The 17423-nt window shown below is 63.5% G+C and carries 23 protein-coding genes; 11 read left to right on the top strand and 12 right to left on the bottom strand.

Annotation, left to right across the window (positions count from 1 at the left end):
• Nucleotides 1-65 precede the first annotated feature (65 nt).
• Nucleotides 66-974, top strand: a complete 909-nt coding sequence (locus tag NP534_RS19100; RefSeq protein ID WP_274099727.1) for an alpha/beta hydrolase family protein — start codon at nucleotides 66-68, stop codon at nucleotides 972-974.
• A 67-nt stretch (nucleotides 975-1041) separates the two neighbouring features.
• Here the strand turns inward: NP534_RS19100 and NP534_RS19095 are convergent, their stop codons facing one another.
• Genes NP534_RS19095 through NP534_RS19080 form a run of 4 tightly spaced genes read right to left on the bottom strand, consistent with a single transcriptional unit; the run spans nucleotide 1042 to nucleotide 3021 of the window.
• Entirely contained in the window at nucleotides 1042-1383 is a 342-nt protein-coding gene (locus NP534_RS19095) for a HopJ type III effector protein (protein ID WP_033702922.1), read from the bottom strand.
• The gene (locus NP534_RS19090; RefSeq protein ID WP_033702921.1) at nucleotides 1376-1672 is read right to left on the bottom strand and encodes a DUF1244 domain-containing protein; all 297 of its coding nucleotides are present in this window, start codon (nucleotides 1670-1672) and stop codon (nucleotides 1376-1378) included. The genes NP534_RS19095 and NP534_RS19090 overlap by 8 nt, the downstream gene beginning before the upstream one ends.
• Before the next feature lie 9 nt (nucleotides 1673-1681).
• On the bottom strand, nucleotides 1682-2428 hold the full coding sequence (gene folM / locus NP534_RS19085; RefSeq protein ID WP_274099726.1) for a dihydromonapterin reductase: 747 nt from the start codon (nucleotides 2426-2428) through the stop codon (nucleotides 1682-1684).
• Between the two features lie 32 nt (nucleotides 2429-2460).
• Nucleotides 2461-3021: an antibiotic biosynthesis monooxygenase gene (locus tag NP534_RS19080; RefSeq protein ID WP_274099725.1), complete on the bottom strand. Its 561-nt coding sequence runs from the start codon at nucleotides 3019-3021 to the stop codon at nucleotides 2461-2463.
• A 219-nt stretch (nucleotides 3022-3240) separates the two neighbouring features.
• On the opposite strand from NP534_RS19080, the gene NP534_RS19075 reads away from it, so the two are divergent.
• Nucleotides 3241-4191, top strand: coding sequence for a MerR family transcriptional regulator (locus NP534_RS19075; protein WP_274099724.1), 951 nt, complete (start codon nucleotides 3241-3243; stop codon nucleotides 4189-4191).
• On the opposite strand, the gene NP534_RS19070 is transcribed toward NP534_RS19075, so the two are convergent.
• Both NP534_RS19070 and NP534_RS19065 read right to left on the bottom strand, forming a co-directional pair.
• Nucleotides 4176-4793, bottom strand: a complete 618-nt coding sequence (locus tag NP534_RS19070; RefSeq protein WP_274099723.1) for a hypothetical protein — start codon at nucleotides 4791-4793, stop codon at nucleotides 4176-4178. The two genes, NP534_RS19075 and NP534_RS19070, sit on opposite strands and share 16 nt — an antisense overlap.
• A gap of 59 nt (nucleotides 4794-4852) precedes the next feature.
• Entirely contained in the window at nucleotides 4853-5281 is a 429-nt protein-coding gene (locus NP534_RS19065; protein WP_274099722.1) for a PAS domain S-box protein, read from the bottom strand.
• A 113-nt stretch (nucleotides 5282-5394) separates the two neighbouring features.
• Between NP534_RS19065 and NP534_RS19060 the strand changes: the two genes are divergently transcribed.
• Nucleotides 5395-5850 (top strand): flavodoxin, encoded by a 456-nt coding sequence (locus NP534_RS19060; RefSeq protein WP_274099721.1) that lies wholly within the window; start codon nucleotides 5395-5397, stop codon nucleotides 5848-5850.
• Between the two features lie 18 nt (nucleotides 5851-5868).
• Here NP534_RS19060 and NP534_RS19055 read toward each other — a convergent pair whose 3' ends face one another.
• Entirely contained in the window at nucleotides 5869-6750 is an 882-nt protein-coding gene (locus tag NP534_RS19055; protein ID WP_274099720.1) for a LysR family transcriptional regulator, read from the bottom strand.
• A 96-nt stretch (nucleotides 6751-6846) separates the two neighbouring features.
• Between NP534_RS19055 and NP534_RS19050 the strand changes: the two genes are divergently transcribed.
• The 3 genes from NP534_RS19050 to NP534_RS19040 all read left to right on the top strand — a co-directional run bounded on the left by NP534_RS19050 (nucleotide 6847) and on the right by NP534_RS19040 (nucleotide 8991).
• Nucleotides 6847-7233 (top strand): CidA/LrgA family protein, encoded by a 387-nt coding sequence (locus NP534_RS19050; protein WP_274099719.1) that lies wholly within the window; start codon nucleotides 6847-6849, stop codon nucleotides 7231-7233.
• The gene (locus NP534_RS19045) at nucleotides 7223-7909 is read left to right on the top strand and encodes an LrgB family protein (RefSeq protein WP_274099718.1); all 687 of its coding nucleotides are present in this window, start codon (nucleotides 7223-7225) and stop codon (nucleotides 7907-7909) included. The genes NP534_RS19050 and NP534_RS19045 overlap by 11 nt, the downstream gene beginning before the upstream one ends.
• 176 nt (nucleotides 7910-8085) lie before the next feature.
• A complete protein-coding gene (locus NP534_RS19040; RefSeq protein WP_156311117.1) occupies nucleotides 8086-8991 on the top strand; it encodes an alpha/beta fold hydrolase in 906 nt (301 codons plus the stop codon).
• Nucleotides 8992-9239: 248 nt separating this feature from the next.
• Here NP534_RS19040 and NP534_RS19035 read toward each other — a convergent pair whose 3' ends face one another.
• Nucleotides 9240-10022 carry an IclR family transcriptional regulator gene (locus NP534_RS19035; protein WP_274099717.1) on the bottom strand — a complete coding sequence of 261 codons (783 nt, stop codon included), beginning with the start codon at nucleotides 10020-10022 and terminating at the stop codon, nucleotides 9240-9242.
• A gap of 197 nt (nucleotides 10023-10219) precedes the next feature.
• Between NP534_RS19035 and hmgA the strand changes: the two genes are divergently transcribed.
• Genes hmgA through maiA form a run of 3 tightly spaced genes read left to right on the top strand, consistent with a single transcriptional unit; the run spans nucleotide 10220 to nucleotide 13463 of the window.
• Nucleotides 10220-11521 (top strand): homogentisate 1,2-dioxygenase, encoded by a 1302-nt coding sequence (gene hmgA, locus NP534_RS19030; RefSeq protein WP_274099716.1) that lies wholly within the window; start codon nucleotides 10220-10222, stop codon nucleotides 11519-11521.
• 3 nt (nucleotides 11522-11524) lie between these two features.
• On the top strand, nucleotides 11525-12817 hold the full coding sequence (fahA, locus tag NP534_RS19025; RefSeq protein ID WP_274099715.1) for a fumarylacetoacetase: 1293 nt from the start codon (nucleotides 11525-11527) through the stop codon (nucleotides 12815-12817).
• A 13-nt stretch (nucleotides 12818-12830) separates the two neighbouring features.
• On the top strand, nucleotides 12831-13463 hold the full coding sequence (gene maiA / locus NP534_RS19020) for a maleylacetoacetate isomerase (protein ID WP_274099714.1): 633 nt from the start codon (nucleotides 12831-12833) through the stop codon (nucleotides 13461-13463).
• Here the strand turns inward: maiA and NP534_RS19015 are convergent.
• Nucleotides 13457-14263 (bottom strand): SirB1 family protein, encoded by an 807-nt coding sequence (locus NP534_RS19015; RefSeq protein WP_033702908.1) that lies wholly within the window; start codon nucleotides 14261-14263, stop codon nucleotides 13457-13459. The two genes, maiA and NP534_RS19015, sit on opposite strands and share 7 nt — an antisense overlap.
• Nucleotides 14264-14388: 125 nt before the next feature.
• On the opposite strand from NP534_RS19015, the gene NP534_RS19010 reads away from it, so the two are divergent.
• A complete protein-coding gene (locus tag NP534_RS19010; protein ID WP_033702907.1) occupies nucleotides 14389-15408 on the top strand; it encodes a Leu/Phe/Val dehydrogenase in 1020 nt (339 codons plus the stop codon).
• A 58-nt stretch (nucleotides 15409-15466) separates the two neighbouring features.
• On the opposite strand, the gene NP534_RS19005 is transcribed toward NP534_RS19010, so the two are convergent.
• Nucleotides 15467-15730, bottom strand: coding sequence for a YebG family protein (locus NP534_RS19005; RefSeq protein WP_033702906.1), 264 nt, complete (start codon nucleotides 15728-15730; stop codon nucleotides 15467-15469).
• A 232-nt stretch (nucleotides 15731-15962) separates the two neighbouring features.
• Between NP534_RS19005 and NP534_RS19000 the strand changes: the two genes are divergently transcribed.
• Complete coding sequence (locus tag NP534_RS19000; protein WP_012274137.1) at nucleotides 15963-16433, top strand: phosphate-starvation-inducible protein PsiE; 471 nt, start codon at nucleotides 15963-15965, stop codon at nucleotides 16431-16433.
• A 14-nt stretch (nucleotides 16434-16447) separates the two neighbouring features.
• Here NP534_RS19000 and NP534_RS18995 read toward each other — a convergent pair whose 3' ends face one another.
• Nucleotides 16448-16738 carry a DUF3509 domain-containing protein gene (locus NP534_RS18995; protein ID WP_033702905.1) on the bottom strand — a complete coding sequence of 97 codons (291 nt, stop codon included), beginning with the start codon at nucleotides 16736-16738 and terminating at the stop codon, nucleotides 16448-16450.
• 122 nt (nucleotides 16739-16860) lie between these two features.
• Complete coding sequence (locus NP534_RS18990; protein WP_027595269.1) at nucleotides 16861-17208, bottom strand: HPF/RaiA family ribosome-associated protein; 348 nt, start codon at nucleotides 17206-17208, stop codon at nucleotides 16861-16863.
• Between the last annotated feature and the right edge of the window lie 215 nt (nucleotides 17209-17423).

Genomic DNA, 17423 nt, shown 5'->3' with positions numbered 1-17423 from the left:
CGAAGAGGCCGGTACAGCCCCCGATTTTTTTGCTAGCGTTGGCGCACAACAACAGGACGCGCGCCATGAGCAGCCTCACCCAACCGGCCACCGCCTTTCGCCACACCGCAGCCGACGGCTACAGCCTCGGCGGCTTCTGCTGGCGCCACGCCCAGGCCAACCCCCAGCGCCCGCTGGTGATCATCAACGCCGCCACCTCCGTGCGTTGCCGCTATTACGCTCGCTTTGCCGACTACCTGTTCGCCCAAGGCTGTGATGTGCTGACCTACGATTACCGAGGCATCGGCGAATCACGGCCGCCTTCACTGCGCGGTTTTCAGGCGTCCTGGAGCGACTGGGGCCGGCTGGACTTCGAAGCCATGCTGGCCCACGCCGCGCAGGCATTTCCCGGGCAACCGGTGGATGTGGTGGGGCATAGCTTCGGCGGTTGCGCGGTGGGGTTGGCACCGTCTGCCGGGCAGGTCAGGCGGGTGGTGATGGTGGGTGCGCAGTTCGCCTACTGGCGCGATTACGCCGCTGATCAGCGTTGGCGGCTGTTCGGAAAATGGCATCTGGTGATGCCCTTGCTGACCCGTGCGTTCGGCTACTTCCCCGGCAAGCGCCTGGGCTGGATGGAAGACACGCCGGCCGGAGTGGTGCACGACTGGACGACCCGTACGCCACGCTATGAGCACCGGCCAAGCGGGCAACGGTTGCAGAGGGTGCCGTTTGCACAGGTGCGGGCGGCGACGCTGGCAATCAGCCTGACCGATGACCCGTTTGGCACTGTGGCGGCTACAGAGCGATTGCTAGGGTACCTGCAGGGGGCTGAGCGTCAGCACCTGCGTATTGCACCTGTGGATATCTCGGTCGAGGAAATTGGCCATTTTGCGTTTTTCCATGACCGCTTTCGGGGCAGCCTGTGGCCGATTGCCTTGGCGTGGTTGCAGCAGGGCGGTTTGCCCGAAGAGGTGCCGGGGACGGTCATCAAATAACAGGGGTCGCCTAACGTTGTAGGCGCGCCTCGCGTCGCGAAAGGGCCGCAAAGCGGCCCCAGTAATTTCAAGCCTTACGCGAAAGTGGCTGCCCGGTGAACTTCACCCCAGCCAGGCCATGCGCGATCAGCGCACGGATATTGCCATGGTCGCTGCCCTCAGGCGTGGCCACCACATCGCGATAATGCTCACCGAAGGCCAGCAGGGCCTCTTCATCGCTCAAGCCTTCCAGCAGCGCCAGCCCCAGGGTCTTGCACGAGCCTTCGTTCTGCCCGGCGGCATTTTCCACGCCGCCGTTGTTGAAGGCCTGTGGCTGATAGCTGTAGTGGGCGGCGATGAACGCCAAGGTATCGGCAAAGACGTGTTCGCCGCTTTTCAGGCTGGCGCGCAGGGTGTTCAGATCAGTCACGAGGTTTTCCTTTTTCGAACGCCGCGTGTTGTTCGGCGCTGGCTTCTTTCTGGTATTGGGCTTTCCACTCGGCGTAGGGCATGCCGTACACCGCTTCGCGGGCGTCATCCAGGCTGACATCGACTTGGCGCTCGTCGGCAGCGGCCTTGTACCACTTGGACAGGCAGTTGCGGCAGAAGCCGGACAGGTTCATCAGGTCGATGTTCTGCACGTCGGTGCGTTTTTGCAGGTGGTCGACCAGGCGCCGGAACGCGGCGGCTTCGAGTTCGAGCTGTTGTTGCGGGGTCATGGGCTTCTCTCAGGTCATGCGATTCTTCAGGTGGCGGCCACCGTTGATGACCACCTGGCTACCGGTACTGTACTGGCTTTCGAGCAGGTATTTGACCGTGTCGATCAGCGGGCCGGCGCCGGGCTCGAATTCCAGCAGGGCCTTTTTCAGGGTCTGCTGGCGGTAGGCTTCGTCACCCCCTTCCTTGAGGATCAGCAGCCCGGGCAGGATACCGTTGACGTGCACCTTGGGCGCGTACTTTTCGGCGAACGACAGCACCATGTTCTGCAGCGCGGCCTTGGTGGCGGCGTAGCCGATGTGGCTCTTGCTGCCCCGCGAAGAGGTTTCATCGCAAATGTGGATGATGTCGGCCTTGCCCACGCTGCCTGCCTTGCCCAGCATCTCGCCGAGGGCCAGGTTGAGGTGGTAGGGCGCTTCGACGTGCAGGCGGAACATGGTGTCGAGGTTGGCCAGGCCATCGTCGAGCCACAGGGACGCGTTGTGGATGATCGCGCGCAAGCCGTCGTAGTGGCCTTGCAGGTAGTCGATCAGCGCCTGGCGGTCGGCAGCCTGGCACAGGTCGGCCTGGAACTGCACGATGTTGGGGTGTGCGGGCTGCGGCTGCAGGCTGCGGCTGGCACTGACCACCGTATGGCCGGCTTGCGCCAGTTCGAGGGCCAGGGCCAGCCCGACGCGCTGGCTGGCTCCGGTAACGAGAATTGGGCTGTTCATGTTCGGGGCGGTCAACTTGTCTGTCCTTTCGTTGCCGCCCAGCATACCCGAACTGTTTCCCTCTTGTAGACCAGCCCTCAGCGGCTGCGCAGGGCTGCAGCAGTAGCCGGGGCAGCCTGCAGCCAGCCCGCCAGCAGGCGCGTGGAGAGGGGGATGAACAGGTACACCATCACAGGCGTCAGGGCCAGGGTACTGAGCATTACACGTGGCACCAGGTCCATGCCTGCCAGCCAATGCCCGAACAACAGGTTGAACAGCAACGAGACCGGGAAAAAGGCCAGCCAGATGGCGACTGCCTGCTTCCAGCGTGGAGGTTTTTGCACCTTATTGGTGCCAAACCAGTCATCGATACCGCTCACACGCGCTTCTTTGGGGCGTTCGAACAGCCCGTTGCCACGTTGCAGCCAGGCCCGGCGTGAGGCGGAGTGTTCCCAGGCGTGCAGGGTGGGTTCGTCGCTGAAGCGAAAGATGATCTGGAATTCATCGCTATCTCGGGGCGGTGCGAAGATGCCCGAACCGAGGTAGCCGGGAAAGTCGGTGGCCAGTTGCTCGCCTTCGTGGAGCCAGGCCAGCAGGGCCTGGTAGCGGCCATGGGCAGCGCGGCGCGACACCAGCAGGGTGACGGGTGGGGTAGACATCATGTATCTCCTGACGACGGGGCTGGCGGGTAGCTGGCCCCTTGGCGGCGTCGCCCGGGGTGGTGGGCGACGCAGGCATGCAAGCAAGAATCGGGCGCGAATTATCGCGATATGGCTTCGTACGGCAAGAGCAAGGGGGCGAACAGTTGTTAACATGCGCACTATGCTCTTCGTAGTAATATGCGCGTTCAACTTCCGCACACAGGGTACTCAGTGCAGATGAGCAAACAGGGACGTACCTCGCCGGTCGACGAGGGACTGCAACACCAGGAGCTGTTCCCGATTCGTGAAGTCTCCCGCCTGACGGGCGTAAACCCGGTGACCCTGCGCGCCTGGGAGCGCCGCTATGGGCTCATTCAGCCCACCCGTACCGACAGTGGCCATCGCCTGTACTCCCAAGCCGATATCGATGATATCCGCAATATCCTCGGCTGGCTGGAGCGCGGCGTTGCAGTGAGCAAGGTGGGTAGCATCCTTGTCCGCAGCCAGGCGCTGGTGGAGGAAAACGGTGATGAGCAAAGTGCCCGGCTGAGATGGCGGCAGCAGATACACGAGGCGGTTCTGCGCTTTGATGGCACGCGCCTGCACCGTCTGTTCGACAAGGCGTTCGCGAGCCATTCGCTGGATCAGGTGTTCGGCGAAATCTTCATGCCGGTGTGGCACGACCTTGCGGCAGGCCAAGGCGGCTACGGCCAGCGGGCCTTCGGCCAGGCCAGTGAATGGCTGTTTTTCGATCAGTTCTTGCGCAGCCGCGTGTTCGTGCGCTTGCAGCTATCGCGCATGCCGCGCAGCCGCAGCGTCTTGCTGGCGCCATTGGCGGGGCCTTGTCACGAGTTGGAATTGCTGGTGACAGCCTTGTTGCTGGGGTGCGACGAGGTGGAGGTAAGCGTGTTGGCGCCAGGGCAGCCTTTGCAAGAGCTGACGCTGATTTGCGAGCGGCTCAGGCCTGATGCCTTGGTGCTGTTCTCCAACCAGGCGCCGACCGCCGAGTTGAGCAAGCGCCTTGGGCGCTTGGTGGTGGGCCTTGAATGCCCGTTGCTGCTGGCCGGTGAAGTGGCCGAGCTGGCCCAGGACAGCCTGGCAGGCAGCCCGGTAGCGTGCCTGGGGGCACAAGGCAGCGTGATGCGCCAACGGCTGCGACAGTTTTTGGCCGGTCAGCTCGATACCTGACTGTGCAGCTCCGGGTGAGCCTGACGATGGGCTTGCAGGATGTATTCGCGCAGGCGCTCGATCTCTTCGGCGGGGCTGCAGCTCAAATCGTAGGCCGCAAGGTCGGGGCCAATGCGCCGACGCAGCACACCGTGCAGCTCGATAGGGGCAATGCCGGCAGGTGCGAAGCACAATTCGAAGCGCGCAGGGGCTTGTGCCAGGTCGCGGATCTCCAGCAAAGCGCCCTTGAACGAGATCTCGCGAACCCACAGGCCGCTTTGCTGATCATGTGCATCGAGCAAGGCGCTTGGCTGGTCCATGGACAAGCGCCATGGGCGCAGCATCGGGCCGTCTTCGTAAATTTCCGGGGAGCCCAGCTGCAGGTGCAGGGCATGGAACTCGTCTTCCACCAGTTGCAGCGGAAAGCTGATCTGCTGGTTGTTGAACTGCGCCTGCAAGGTCACCTGCTCGTTGGCCACCAGGCGGGTGAGCAAGGTCTGAATCCGGCGGTCGCCATTGACCAGCAGGCTGGACATCGTGTCAGCCAGATTAAACTGGGGCGAGTGCTGCATGTTCTGTATGAAATCCAGCTCGTCCTGGGTCAGGAGCGCATCTGCTTGCATGATCGAACTCGGCGGTGGCGATTTCTTCAACGGGATTGACCGTGCGTGGCGCGCTTGGTTCAGGAGCGTAGATCGGATTTCGGACGAGCGTGCATTTCTGCCAGTTCGCGCTCCAGTTCGACCTGGCGGCTGACATCCTTCTGAATGCCGATGAAGTAGGTGCGCTGCTCGGCGTCGTTTCTCACCGGGGTGATTGACAGTTCGTTCCAGAAGGCGCTGCCATCCTTGCGGTAATTGCGCAGCACTTCGCGGCATGGGCGGCCCTCGGCCAAGGCCTTGCGGATACGCGCGCGGCCTAGCTGGTCACGGTCGTCGGCCTGCAGAAAGCGGCAATCCTGGTAGAGGATCTCGTCACGGGAGTAGCCGGTGAGGCGCTCGAAGGCGGCGTTCACGTAGATCAGGATGGTGTCTTCACCTTCCTGTTCGGCGACCACGATGCCGTCGTTGGACGCATCGACCATCGATTGCAGCAGTTGCGCGTTGATCATGTTCGGGCCATTGGGCAAGAAAAGGGGGGCTGGTAGTTGGGTCGAGGCGGCCTTTTGCCAGCGTTGAATGCTAGTATCCTACGTTTTCACTCAGTTTCGGAATCCTCTTCCCGATGAAAGTCGCCATTATTTCCGGGTCGGTGTACGGCACCGCCGAAGAAGTCGCCCGCCATGCCGAATTGTTGCTCAAGGCTGCGGGCCATGAGGCTTGGCATGCTGCGCGTGCCACCCTGCAGGACGTAGAAGGTTTTGCCCCCGAGGCATTGCTGGCGGTGACTTCGACCACCGGCATGGGTGAGCTGCCGGACAACCTCATGCCGCTGTACAGCATGATCCGCGACACCTTGCCCGCCGCCTGGCGCGGGCTGCCGGGCGCGGTGATCGCGCTGGGCGACTCCAGTTATGGTGATACCTATTGCGGCGGTGGCGAGCAGATGCGTGAGCTGTTCGCTGAGCTGGGGGTGCATGAAGTGCAGCCCATGCTGCGCCTGGATGCCAGTGAGACGGTGACCCCGGAAACCGATGCCGAACCGTGGTTGGCCTCGTTTGCGCAGGCCCTCAACGCCTGACCCGCTCCAACCTGCGACTCAACGGGCGCGCTCACGCAACAACGCCAACCACGCCTGCGCTGCCCGTGACAGGTACGCCCCCCGCCGCCAGATGAACGCGATGTCCCAGCGCAGGTCCAGCGGCGCCTGCAGCGGCAAGCGCACCACCCCGGGGCGTTCCAGGGCCTTGGCCACCACCCGGGGCAGCAACACCACGCCCTGGCCCGCTGCCACCAACGCCACCAGAAAATCCGCCTGGCCACTGCGCCCGCCTTCTTTCGGGGTGAAGCCCTGTTGCTGGCAGGCCTTTAGCAACCGGTCATTGAGCACGAAGCTGCGCTGATACAGTAGAAACGGCGTATCGGCCAGCTGCCGCAGATGCACGCCATCCGCGCCCGCCAGCGCATGCCCGGCGGGCAGCAGGGCATCGAGTGGTTCGTTGCAGAAAGGCTGGTGCTCGAAGGCGCTGTCACTGGGCGTGAGGCTACCACCGAGTTCCAGCTCACCGCTGCGTACCGCTTGCTCGACGCTACGGCTGCCGCCTTCAAGCAACTGGATGGCGATGTTCGGGTAGCGTTGCCGGTATTCGGCGAACAGGCCGGCAAACAGGGCATCGCTGCCCAGCATCGGCAAGCCCAGGCGCAGTTCGCCGCGAGCCATCTGGCCGAGGTCATCGAGTTCGCTGAGCAATGCCTGGCGCTGGCGCAGCAGTGCTTCGCCGCGCTCCAGCACGATGCGCCCGGCCGCAGTCAGGTGCAGTTGCGAGGCTTGCCGTTCAAGCAGCGGCTGGCCCACGTCCTGCTCCAGCTGAGCCACTTGCTTGCTCACCGCCGACTGGCTGATGTGCAGGGTCTGCGCCGCCTGGGTAAAGCCCCCGCGGTGGACCACTTCGATGAAGCTGCGCAGTTGTTTGAATTCCATGTTTCCAATTCCATTCTGGAATGCAGACCAGTCTAACAATTCGCTTCTGGCCTAGGCAGGCAAATCTTAAAATGAGGGCCTGTCGAGGAAGCCCCCATGAAACCCGCGTTACTGAAAAAAGCCCTGCGCCTGCTCGTCGAGCTGGCGACCCTCTATGCCTTGTTCCTGTTCGGCGGCCAGCTGGCTGCCTGGCTGGGCTGGCCGATACCCGCCGGGGTCATGGGGCTGGCACTGCTTCTGCTGCTGTTCGCCAGTGGCGTGGTCAAGCCGGCCACGCTGCAACTGGGCGCCGGCTGGCTGATGGCCGAAATGTTGTTGTTCTTCATTCCGGCGCTGATGAGCCTGCTCGATTACGGCACCCTGGTGCGCGAAGAAGGTTGGCGCATTCTGTTGGTGATTGCCGTGAGCACGTTGATGGTCATGGTAGTGACCGCACTCACCGTCGAACTGGTGTGCCGCTGGAGCTTGCGCCATGAGCCTTGAACCCATGCCGTTGTTCTGGCTGGCGCTGACCTTGCTGGCCTACCTGGGCAGCCGCTGGCTGTACCGGCGCAGCGGGCGCTATGTGCTGTCTCCGCTGATCCTGGTGCCTGCATTGCTGCTGGCGGTAGCCGTGCCGCTGCATACCGCCTATGCCGAATACGCCCGCAACACCCATTGGCTGATGGCCGTGCTCGGCCCGGTGACCGTGGCGTTCGCCGTGCCCATCTGGCAACAGCGGGCGCTGCTGGCGCGTCACTGGCCGGCGCTGATGATGGGCATGCTGGCGGGCAGCACAGCCTCGATCGCCAGCTCGTGGGGGTTGGCCCACCTGCTGGCGCTGGACAATGCAACCAGCCTGTCGCTGGTGCCGCGCTCGATCACCACGCCGTTTGCCATGCCGCTGGCCCACGACCTGGGCGGCGTGCCGGAACTGACTGCGGTGTTCGTGATGTTCACTGGGGTACTGGGCGCCCTGTTCGGCGGTATGCTGCTGCGCTGGTTGCCGTTGCGTACCGCGCTGGCACGGGGCGCGTTGTTTGGGGTGGGCGCGCATGGTGCGGGGGTCAGCAGGGCGCAGGAAGTGGGCCGCGAAGAAGGTTCCGTGGCCGGCCTGGTCATGGTCCTGACCGGGTTGCTGAACCTGTTCGCCGCACCGCTGCTGGCCATGCTGCTCTGACCGTTCGTGCCACTGACTCGCAAGGTCATCAAGCTGGCTGGCAACGCAAGTTTCAGCCCATGGGCTGCTGGCTAGACTCAGCCTCGACATAGAGAGCACATGTAAGTGCCGAGGTAACATGCAATGACCGCAGCCTTGCCCTATTCCGTCAACACAACTCCACCGGGACCGATCTGATGCCTTTGGCCGAAATTCCATTGTGCGTCTGGCGTACCCGGGGACAGAGTTTCATCTTCCGGGGCCAGAGCATCCGCTACTGGACCGCAGGGCAAGGAGAGCCCCTGCTTCTGTTACATGGTTTCCCCACCGCCAGCTGGGACTGGCACTACCTATGGACGCCCCTGGCGCAGCGTTTTCGGCTGATTGCCTGCGACATGCTCGGCTTTGGCGATTCGGCCAAGCCGGTCAACCATGCCTACAGCCTGATGGAACAGGCAGACCTGCAACAAGCGTTGCTTGCCCATCTCAAGGTCAACCAGCCTGTGCACCTGCTGGCCCATGACTATGGCGGCAGCGTGGCCCAGGAGCTGCTGGCGCGGCACCACGAGCAGCGAGCTAACATCGCCAGTTGCGTGTTTCTCAACAGCGGGCTGTTCCCCGAGAGCTACCGGATGCTGCTGATCCAGAAGCTGTTGCTCAGCCGCCTGGGCTGGCTGGTGGGGCGCTCGTTCGGGCGGGACGACCTGGTGCGCAACGTGTCGCAGGTCTATGGCCCCTGCACCCATCCGAGTGAAAGCGCGCTGGATGATTGCTGGAGCCTGATCGCCGCCAACCGGGGCACGCGTATCTTGCACAAGCTGGTCGGCTACTTGCCGGAGCGCACCGTGCATCGCGAGCGTTGGGTGGGTGCGTTGCAACGCGAGGGGGTGCCACTGCGTTTCATCAACGGTGTGGTCGACCCGGTGTCGGGAGGGCGCATGGTCGAACGCTACCGGCAGCTGGTGCCGCAGCCGGATACCGTGCTGCTGCAGGGCATCGGGCATTACCCGCATACCGAAGCGCCGGTGCAGGTGCTGCGGCATTATCTGGCCTTTCGTGAGCAACCGCTGAGTTTCTTGCAGCAGAAGGTGGCGTGGTCTTGATGGGGGCTTGCCCCTCCCAGCCCTCAGGCGATCACCCAAAAAAAAAGGCCGCTGCAATCGCAGCGGCCAATCGAGACGTTAGATCAAGGAGCTTCAAAATCTACGTCGGTGAACCTCGCAGGCCTGAAAGGCGGGGGGTAGTGCCCTTCATGCCGGCCAGTGAGACAAGAATAAGCGCTTGATCCCTCGGGAAAAATAGCCGCCTATGACATTCACCTTTACGTTTCGGGCAATAGTCCCCACTTCGCTCAACCCGCAGGCGCATACCCCATTCGCCAACTGGTATCCCGCGCAGCCGCCAACAATCGCTGCGCCGCAGGGCCATGTTCGTCAGCATGGAATATCGACGTCGGCCCCACCACAGTCATCACCGCAGCGATCTGCCCCATGGCATTGAACACCGGTGCCGACAGCGCATCCACACCTGGCATCAGCAGGCCATGCACATGGTGCAGGCCACGCACGCGAATGCCTTCCAGCAAGGCTGCGTAGTCGCAGGCTTGGTGCTGCAGCGCAGTCAACTCCCGGTCGCGCAAGTCGATGGTCTCGCGCTCTGGCAGGTGGGCGGCGAACACCAGCCCGGTGGACGAGCTGAGCAGCGGCAGCACTGAGCCAATCTGGGTCACCACCGTGACCGCGCGCACCGCCGGTTCAATGCTGACCACCGTCGCGCCCTGGTTGCCCCATACGGCAATAAAGCAGCTTTCGTTGAGCTCATCGCGCAACTGCGACAGCGGCAGCGCCGCGATCTTCAGCACATCGATGCTGGCCAACGCCGCCAACCCCACGCGCAACGCTTCACGCCCCAGGCCATAGTGGTTGGTGGCCGCATCCTGTTCGGCGAAACCGCTGGCGATGAGCGCCTGCAGGTAGCGGTGCACCTTGCTCGCCGGCATCTGCACATGCTCTGCCAGGCGTGACAGCGACGTGGAGGGGGCGAGTTCGGCGAGTGCCTTGAGAATATCGGTGCCGACTTCCGCCGAGCGGACCTTCTGCTTGCCGTTATCAGTGGGTGAGCTGGCTTTGGCCATGGGCATAGGCTTCCGGATTCGTCGAGTGGCGCCTTTATAGCTTGACGCCTTGCCCGTAGCAAATTACGTTATTCGTAATCTGATTACGATAAAAACAATGCAGACGTGCTGCCACCCCAGTGCCTGACCTCGGAAACCGCCGGGCCAGGTCAGCAGCCAGCTGCCAGCAACGGCTCTGCCAGAGCCCGGAGGCATCGATGAACCGCGACACGTCCCCCGACCTTCACTACCTGAGCGGCTTCGGCAACGAGTTTGCCAGCGAAGCACTGCCTGGCGCCTTGCCGGTCGGGCAGAACTCGCCGCAAAAAGCCCCCTATGGGTTGTATGCCGAACTGCTTTCGGGCACGGCCTTCACCATGAGCCGCAGTGAGTTGCGTCGCACCTGGCTGTATCGCATCCGCCCGTCTGCATTGCACCCCCGTTTCGAACGACTGGCGCGCCAGCCACTGGCCGGGCCGCTGGGGGCGGTCACACCCAACCGCCTGCGCTGGAACCCGCAACCGATCCCGGCCGAGCCCACCGACTTCATCGAAGGCTGGGTGCCGATGGTGGCCAATGCGCCAGCGGACAAGCCGGCGGGTGTGAGCATCTACATCTACAGCGCCAACCGCTCCATGGAGCGCGTGTTCTTCAATGCCGACGGTGAACTGCTGCTGGTGCCGGAACAGGGCCGCCTGCGGATCGCCACCGAGCTTGGGGTCATGGACGTCGAGCCATTGGAAATCGCGGTGATCCCGCGGGGCATGAAGTTTCGCGTCGAACTGCTCGATGGCCAGGCCCGTGGCTACCTTGCCGAAAACCATGGCGCGCCGCTGCGTATCCCGGACCTCGGGCCGATCGGCAGCAATGGCCTGGCCAACCCGCGTGACTTCCTCACCCCGGTGGCGCACTACGAAGAGGCCGAAGGCCCCGTGCAACTGGTGCAGAAGTTTCTCGGCGAACACTGGGCCTGCGAGCTGCAGCATTCGCCGCTGGACGTGGTCGCTTGGCACGGCAGCAACGTGCCCTACAAATACGACCTGCGCCGCTTCAACACCATTGGCACGGTCAGCTTCGACCACCCCGACCCGTCCATCTTCACCGTGCTGACCTCGCCCACCAGCGTGCATGGCCTGGCCAACATGGACTTCGTGATCTTCCCGCCGCGCTGGATGGTGGCCGAGAACACCTTCCGTCCACCGTGGTTCCACCGCAACCTGATGAACGAGTTCATGGGCCTGATCCAGGGTGCCTACGATGCCAAGGCCGAGGGCTTCCTGCCTGGCGGCGCCTCGCTGCACGGGGTCATGAGCGCCCACGGCCCGGACGCCGATACCTGCGACAAGGCCATCGCCGCCGACCTTGCGCCGCACAAGATCGACAACACCATGGCCTTCATGTTCGAGACCAGCCAAGTGCTGCGCCCGAGCCGCCATGCACTCGAATGCCCGCAATTGCAGGCCGACTACGATAGTTGCTGGGCCACCTTGCCGAGCACCTTCAACCCGAACCGGAGATAACCCATGAACCAGACCGCCATTACCCGTAGCTGGGTCGAGCATGCCAACGGGCACAGCGATTTCCCGCTGCAGAACCTGCCGTTGGGCATCTTCAGCCGGCCGGGTGAAGCGCTGCGCTGCGGCGTGGCCATCGGCGATGCCATTCTTGACCTGGAGGCAGTACTTGCCGCGGGGCTGTTCGAAGGTGAAGCCAAGGCGGCGGCAGAAGCCACCCGCGGCGGTGCGCTGAACGCCTTCTTTGCCCTCGGCCGTGGCGCCCGTGTGGCCCTGCGCGAGCGCTTGCTGGTACTGCTCGGCGAACACAGCGAACACCAGTCGGCGCTCAACGCCGCGCTGTACCCGGCCGCTGATTGCCAACTGCATGTACCGGCCCGCATCGGCGACTACACCGATTTCTATGTCGGCATCGAACACGCCAAGAACGTCGGCAAGCTGTTCCGCCCGGACAACCCGCTGCTGCCCAACTACAAGCACGTGCCAATCGGTTATCACGGCCGTGCGTCGACCATCCGTCCGTCCGGTACCGATGTGCGCCGCCCCAAGGGCCAGACCTTGCCGGCCGGGCACAGCGAGCCGAGCTTCGGCCCCTGCGCACGCCTGGACTACGAGCTGGAGCTGGGTATCTGGATCGGCCAGGGCAACGACATGGGCCAGTCGATCCCGGTGGGTGATGCCGCCGAGCATGTGGCCGGCTTCTGCCTGCTCAACGACTGGTCGGCGCGTGATATCCAGGCCTGGGAATACCAGCCACTGGGGCCGTTCCTGTCCAAGAGTTTCATTACCAGCGTTTCGCCCTGGGTGGTGACCGCCGAAGCCCTGGAGCCGTTCCGCACGGCACAACCGGCGCGCCCGCAAGGCGATCCGCAGCCGCTGTCGTACCTGGTGGACGCGCGTGACCAAGCCAATGGCGCATTTGATATCGAGCTTGAAGTGCTGCTGCTCACCGAGCGCATGCGCGAGCAAGGCCTTGCCGCTCACCGCCTGACCCTGAGCAACACCCGCAGCATGTACTGGACCGTGGCGCAGATGGTGGCCCACCACAGCGTCAACGGTTGCCAGCTGCAACCGGGCGACCTGTTCGGGTCGGGTACGTTGTCGGGCGCAACGCCGGGCTCCTTTGGCAGCCTGCTGGAGATCACCGAGGGCGGCAAGCTGCCGGTGGAACTGGCCAGTGGCGAGGTGCGCAAGTTCCTCGAAGACGGCGACGAGATCATCCTGCGCGCCCGGTGCACGCGTGATGGCGTGGCCAGCATCGGCTTCGGCGAATGCCGCGGCACCGTCATCGCGGCCAACTGAGGGGGGCAGGGGTATGGAGCTGTACACCTATTACCGTTCCACCTCGTCCTATCGGGTACGCATCGCGCTGGCGCTCAAGGGGCTGGATTACCAGTCACTGCCGGTCAACCTGCTCAAGGGCGAGCAGCGCGATGCGGGCTATGTCGCGGTGAACCCGCAGGGCCGAGTGCCGGCCCTGCGCACCGACAGCGGTGCGCTGTTGGTGCAGTCACCGGCGATCATCGAATACCTGGAAGAGGTTTATCCACAGCCTGCGCTGCTGCCGGACACGGCCGAAGCGCGCGCCAAGGTGCGCGGTGTGGCGGCGATCATCGGTTGCGACATTCACCCGCTGCACAACGTCAGCGTGCTCAACCTGCTGCGCCAGGCCGGCCAGGACGAGGCTCAGGTCAACCAGTGGATCGCGCACTGGATCAGCCAAGGGCTGTCGGCGGTGGAGCAACTGATCGGCGAGCACGGCTTTTGCTTTGGCGATGAGCCGGGGTTGGCGGATGTCTACCTGCTGCCGCAGCTGTACGCTGCCGAGCGCTTCAACATTGACCTCAGCGGCTACCCGCGGCTGCGTCGCGTTGCGGCACTGGCTGCCCAGCACCCGGCGTTCGCCAAGGCGCACCCCTCGCAGCAGCCCGATACCCCGGTTCAGTGAATGGAATGGGTTGGCGCCGGGAGTTTGCCGATACGTTCGGACAGCTTCAGGCGTTGCACCGGGTCGTCCGTCAGTAGCAGGGCATGCTCCAGGTCGAAGCGCTCGGCCTGCGGGCAATCCAGGGATTGGTACAGCGAAGCGCGGGTGGTGTAGTCGCTGACTTGCACCGGGCCCAGCTGCATGACCCGCTCGGCATCGATCAGCGCCGCCAGGTGGTTGTCGTTGCTGATGTGCAACTGGCGCAGGTTGCGTGACAGGCGTTGCAGCATCTGCCGTGGGCTGGCCGTGCGCATGTGCTCTGCGTTAAGCGGCACGTGGGGGCCGAACTGGCGGGCCAGCAGGTCACGGCAGTCGCTGGGGTACAGGCGCCTGCCACCGCAGGGGTCAAGCAGGTGGTCGGCGCCGGGCACGCGCAGCAGGAAGTGGCCGGGGAAGCCCACGCCTTCCAGCGGGATGGACAGGCGCCCCGCCAGCTCCAGCGCAAGAATGGCCAGGGTCAACGGTTGGCCACGGCGGCGTTGCAGGACGTTGTTCAGCAACGCCGCTTGGGGCCGCAATGGGTGATATTCGTCTTGCTGAAAACCCAGTGCATTGAGTTGGCGCAGCAGCGGCTGGGCCAGTTCGCACAGGGGCAGCATCGGCAGGTTGGCGTTGATCTCGCGGTGCAGGTCGTGCAGCAGGGCGAGGCTGTGCGCGGGCTCGACAGCAGCGTCGTGCTCGGCGGCAATCCACAATGCGGCTTCCAGCAGGGCGACAGGCTCGCGTTCCAGGCAGGCCAGGCAGGCTTGACGTGGCTTCATGGGGGTATCTCCACACACGTTTAACTATTAGCCGTGGCGCGCTGTTTCGTCCAGTGGTCTGACCAAGGCTCTACCCTCGCGGGCGTGCCTATACTGCTAGGAGCACCTCGTTGGGGAGCCCGCCGATGTTCGCACTCATGCAAAGTACCCGTACCCAATCGTTGCACTTGTTCATCGACCCGCCCACGGGGCTCAAGGCCGTGGTGGTTATCCACAGCGAGCAACTGGGCCCCGCCATGGGCGGGTGTCGCTACCTGCCTTACGCCGATGACGAGAGCGCCATGACCGACGCGATCCGCCTGGCCCAGGGCATGAGCTACAAGGCCGCGCTGGCGGGTTTGCCGCTGGGGGGGGGCAAGGCGGTGATCATGCGCAACCCCCATGTCGAAAACCGCGCTGCGCTGTTCGAGGCATTCGGCCGTTTCGTCGACACCCTGCAGGGGCGTTTCATTACCGCCGTAGACAGCGGTACCTCGACCGTGGACATGGACTGCATCGCCCAGAGTACCCCGCATGTGACCAGCACCACGGCCTCGGGTGACCCTTCACCGCATGCCGCCATGGGGGTGTTCGCGGGTATTCGCGCCACGTCCTATGCCCGCCTGGGCAGCTACAACCTGGAAGGCTTGCGGGTTGCGGTGCAAGGCTTGGGCAACGTTGGCTATGCCTTGGCCGAGCAATTGCACGCGGCGGGGGCGGAGCTGCTGGTGAGTGACCTGGACCCTGGGCGTGTGCGCTTGGCAGTCGAGCAGTTCAATGCGCACCCGGTGACCAACGATGCCTTGATCAGCACCCCCTGCGATATCTTCGCCCCTTGTGGCGTGGGGCCGGTGCTCAACGGGCAGAGCGTGATGCAACTGCGTTGCGCGGCGGTGGCGGGGGCGGCGAACAATCAGCTGACCACCCTGCAGGTGGCCGACCAACTGGAGTCGCGCGGCATCTTGTATGCGCCTGACTATGTCATCAATGCCGGTGGGCTGATCTATGTGGCATTGACCCATCGGGGTGAGGACCTGAGCACAATCACAGCGCACCTGGCGCGTATTCCGACGCGGCTGACCGAAGTGTTTGGCCATGCCCAGGCGGAGAAACGTTCGCCGGCGCGGGTGGCACAGATGCTGGCGGAGCGGTTGCTCTACGGTTGAGTGCGGCGTTGTTGCCTGTGGGAGCGGTTAAACCTGCGCCCCCAAATGCCGCGCGATACTATTCGGCTGCTTGGCCATCGAGCAGCTCGGCCAAGGCGTCTGGCTGGCTCTTGAACGCCCGGGCGAACACATCACGGTTCTTGGCCATGTAGATACCGGCTTCTTCGACCTGTTGCTCGGTCAGCGATGGCACTGCCTTGTGCAGCACTTCGGCCAGGCGCTCGGCCAGTTCGAGCATCTTGTCGTGACGATCTGCTTCGGCCTTATCCATGAACAAGCGCTCCGGGTCGCGGCTGCTGCGGTACACCACTTCGACGGCCATTCATCACCTCTATGCCTTTTTGCTGGTTGGGTTGCGTTTTACTGTATCTATATACAGTAATGGCATCGGGCATCGTTGCGCAACCAGAATCTTGCGCAAAAGCGTAGCCCACAGGTGCCTTGCGGCAATCGGTCGCCTTCCAAAGCGGGGGGCCTGGCCCTTTAACTGCAAGGCACAAGCGTCACAGAGGTGGCGCATTATCCTTCATGGCGTATCGGGGAATGGGACAATCGTGAACATCAAATGGGCTGAAAAGCTGCGCAAGGGCCTGCACGGCTCGGCCGACTCGCTGGGCAACCTGTGTGTCGAGGCATTCCATTATCTGGCGCTGTTCGGCATTGGCGCCATCACCGCCTACGCGGCGGTGGTGACGTTTCTGGACATGCTCGGCAAGGGCGGGGTCAGTGTCGATGACATCCTGCTGCTGTTCATCTACCTGGAGCTGGGGGCGATGGTCGGGATCTACTTCAAGACCAACCACATGCCCATCCGCTTCCTGCTGTACGTGGCGATCACTGCGCTGACGCGCCTGCTGATCGGCGATGTCTCGCACCACAAGGCGCCGGATGAGGGCCTGCTGTACCTGTGCGGTGGCATCCTGCTGCTGGCGTTCTCGATCCTGGTGGTGCGCTACGCCTCGTACCGCTACCCCTCGACCAAGGTGCTGGATGCCAACGGCAAGGAAGTGGAGGAGGGCAAGTAGCCCCCAGGCCAACCCTAGTTGGCCACGAAGTGACGCGGCGCGTGTTGCGCATCACGGGTCAGCGCGGCAAGCACCTGCATGGGGTTCTGGCCGAGTTCGATGGCCAGGCCCAGGCGGATGCTGTCGATGACCCGCTGCAGGCGCACCGGGTCGTTGCGCTGGGCCTGGCTGATCAGGCGCTTGGCGACCACGCCGGCGTCGTCGGACAGGGTCAGCATGATGCTGCCATCGAGGTTGGCGATGCTCAGGTTGACCCGGTACTCGGGGGCGAAGGCGGCGCTGATGAGTTCGAATGGGTTGTTCATGGTCATGCTTCTGCAGCAAATGGATTGCACAGGTTGACCGGACAAAAACCTCGTTGGTTCAGCGCCGTTGATCGGCAGAAACGAAAACGCCCGGCTCTAGGCCGGGCGTTTTGTTGCAACCATCAGGCGTCTGGGTCACTCAGTTCCAGCACACCGCGCTTGCTGCGCAGCTTGCCGTAGAAGTGTTCCAGCGCATGGTTGAGCTTGGTAGCGGCACCATCGACCGCCTGGTCCAGCGAGGTGGCGGTGTGGGTCACGGAAATCGGCTGGTGGCCTTTCGGGCGAGCCTCCATCTGGCAACGTTTGTCATGCGGTCCGGGCTTGGCGCCGTTCTCGTCGCGCAGGTGGACCTCGATGCGGGTGAGGTCGTCCTCGTAACGTTCGAGTGAGCTTTCCAGCGTACTGCGGACCCACTCGTCGAGCCGTGCGTTACCTTCGATATGGTTGCTGCTGTTGACCTGGATTTGCATGATTCAATCCTTATTCAGCTTGCTCGCATGGAGGCGTGCCTAGGCCCTTGAGACCCTTGGAATTTCTGCGCCTCTTGACTCTAAGGTCAGGCAACTGAGGCATGATTTCAAGCCCTTTGTGAAAATAAATTTCTTGTTGCAAATGCACCCCGAGGGCCGCGCAACCTCCTGCGCAACAGGCATACGACTGCCAATGCTTTGCTTATGAGAATTGA

Source organism: Pseudomonas sp. 39004, assembly GCF_028682155.1.
Lineage (GTDB): Bacteria > Pseudomonadota > Gammaproteobacteria > Pseudomonadales > Pseudomonadaceae > Aquipseudomonas > Aquipseudomonas capeferrum.
This window is presented reverse-complemented; position numbering and strand designations above follow the sequence as displayed.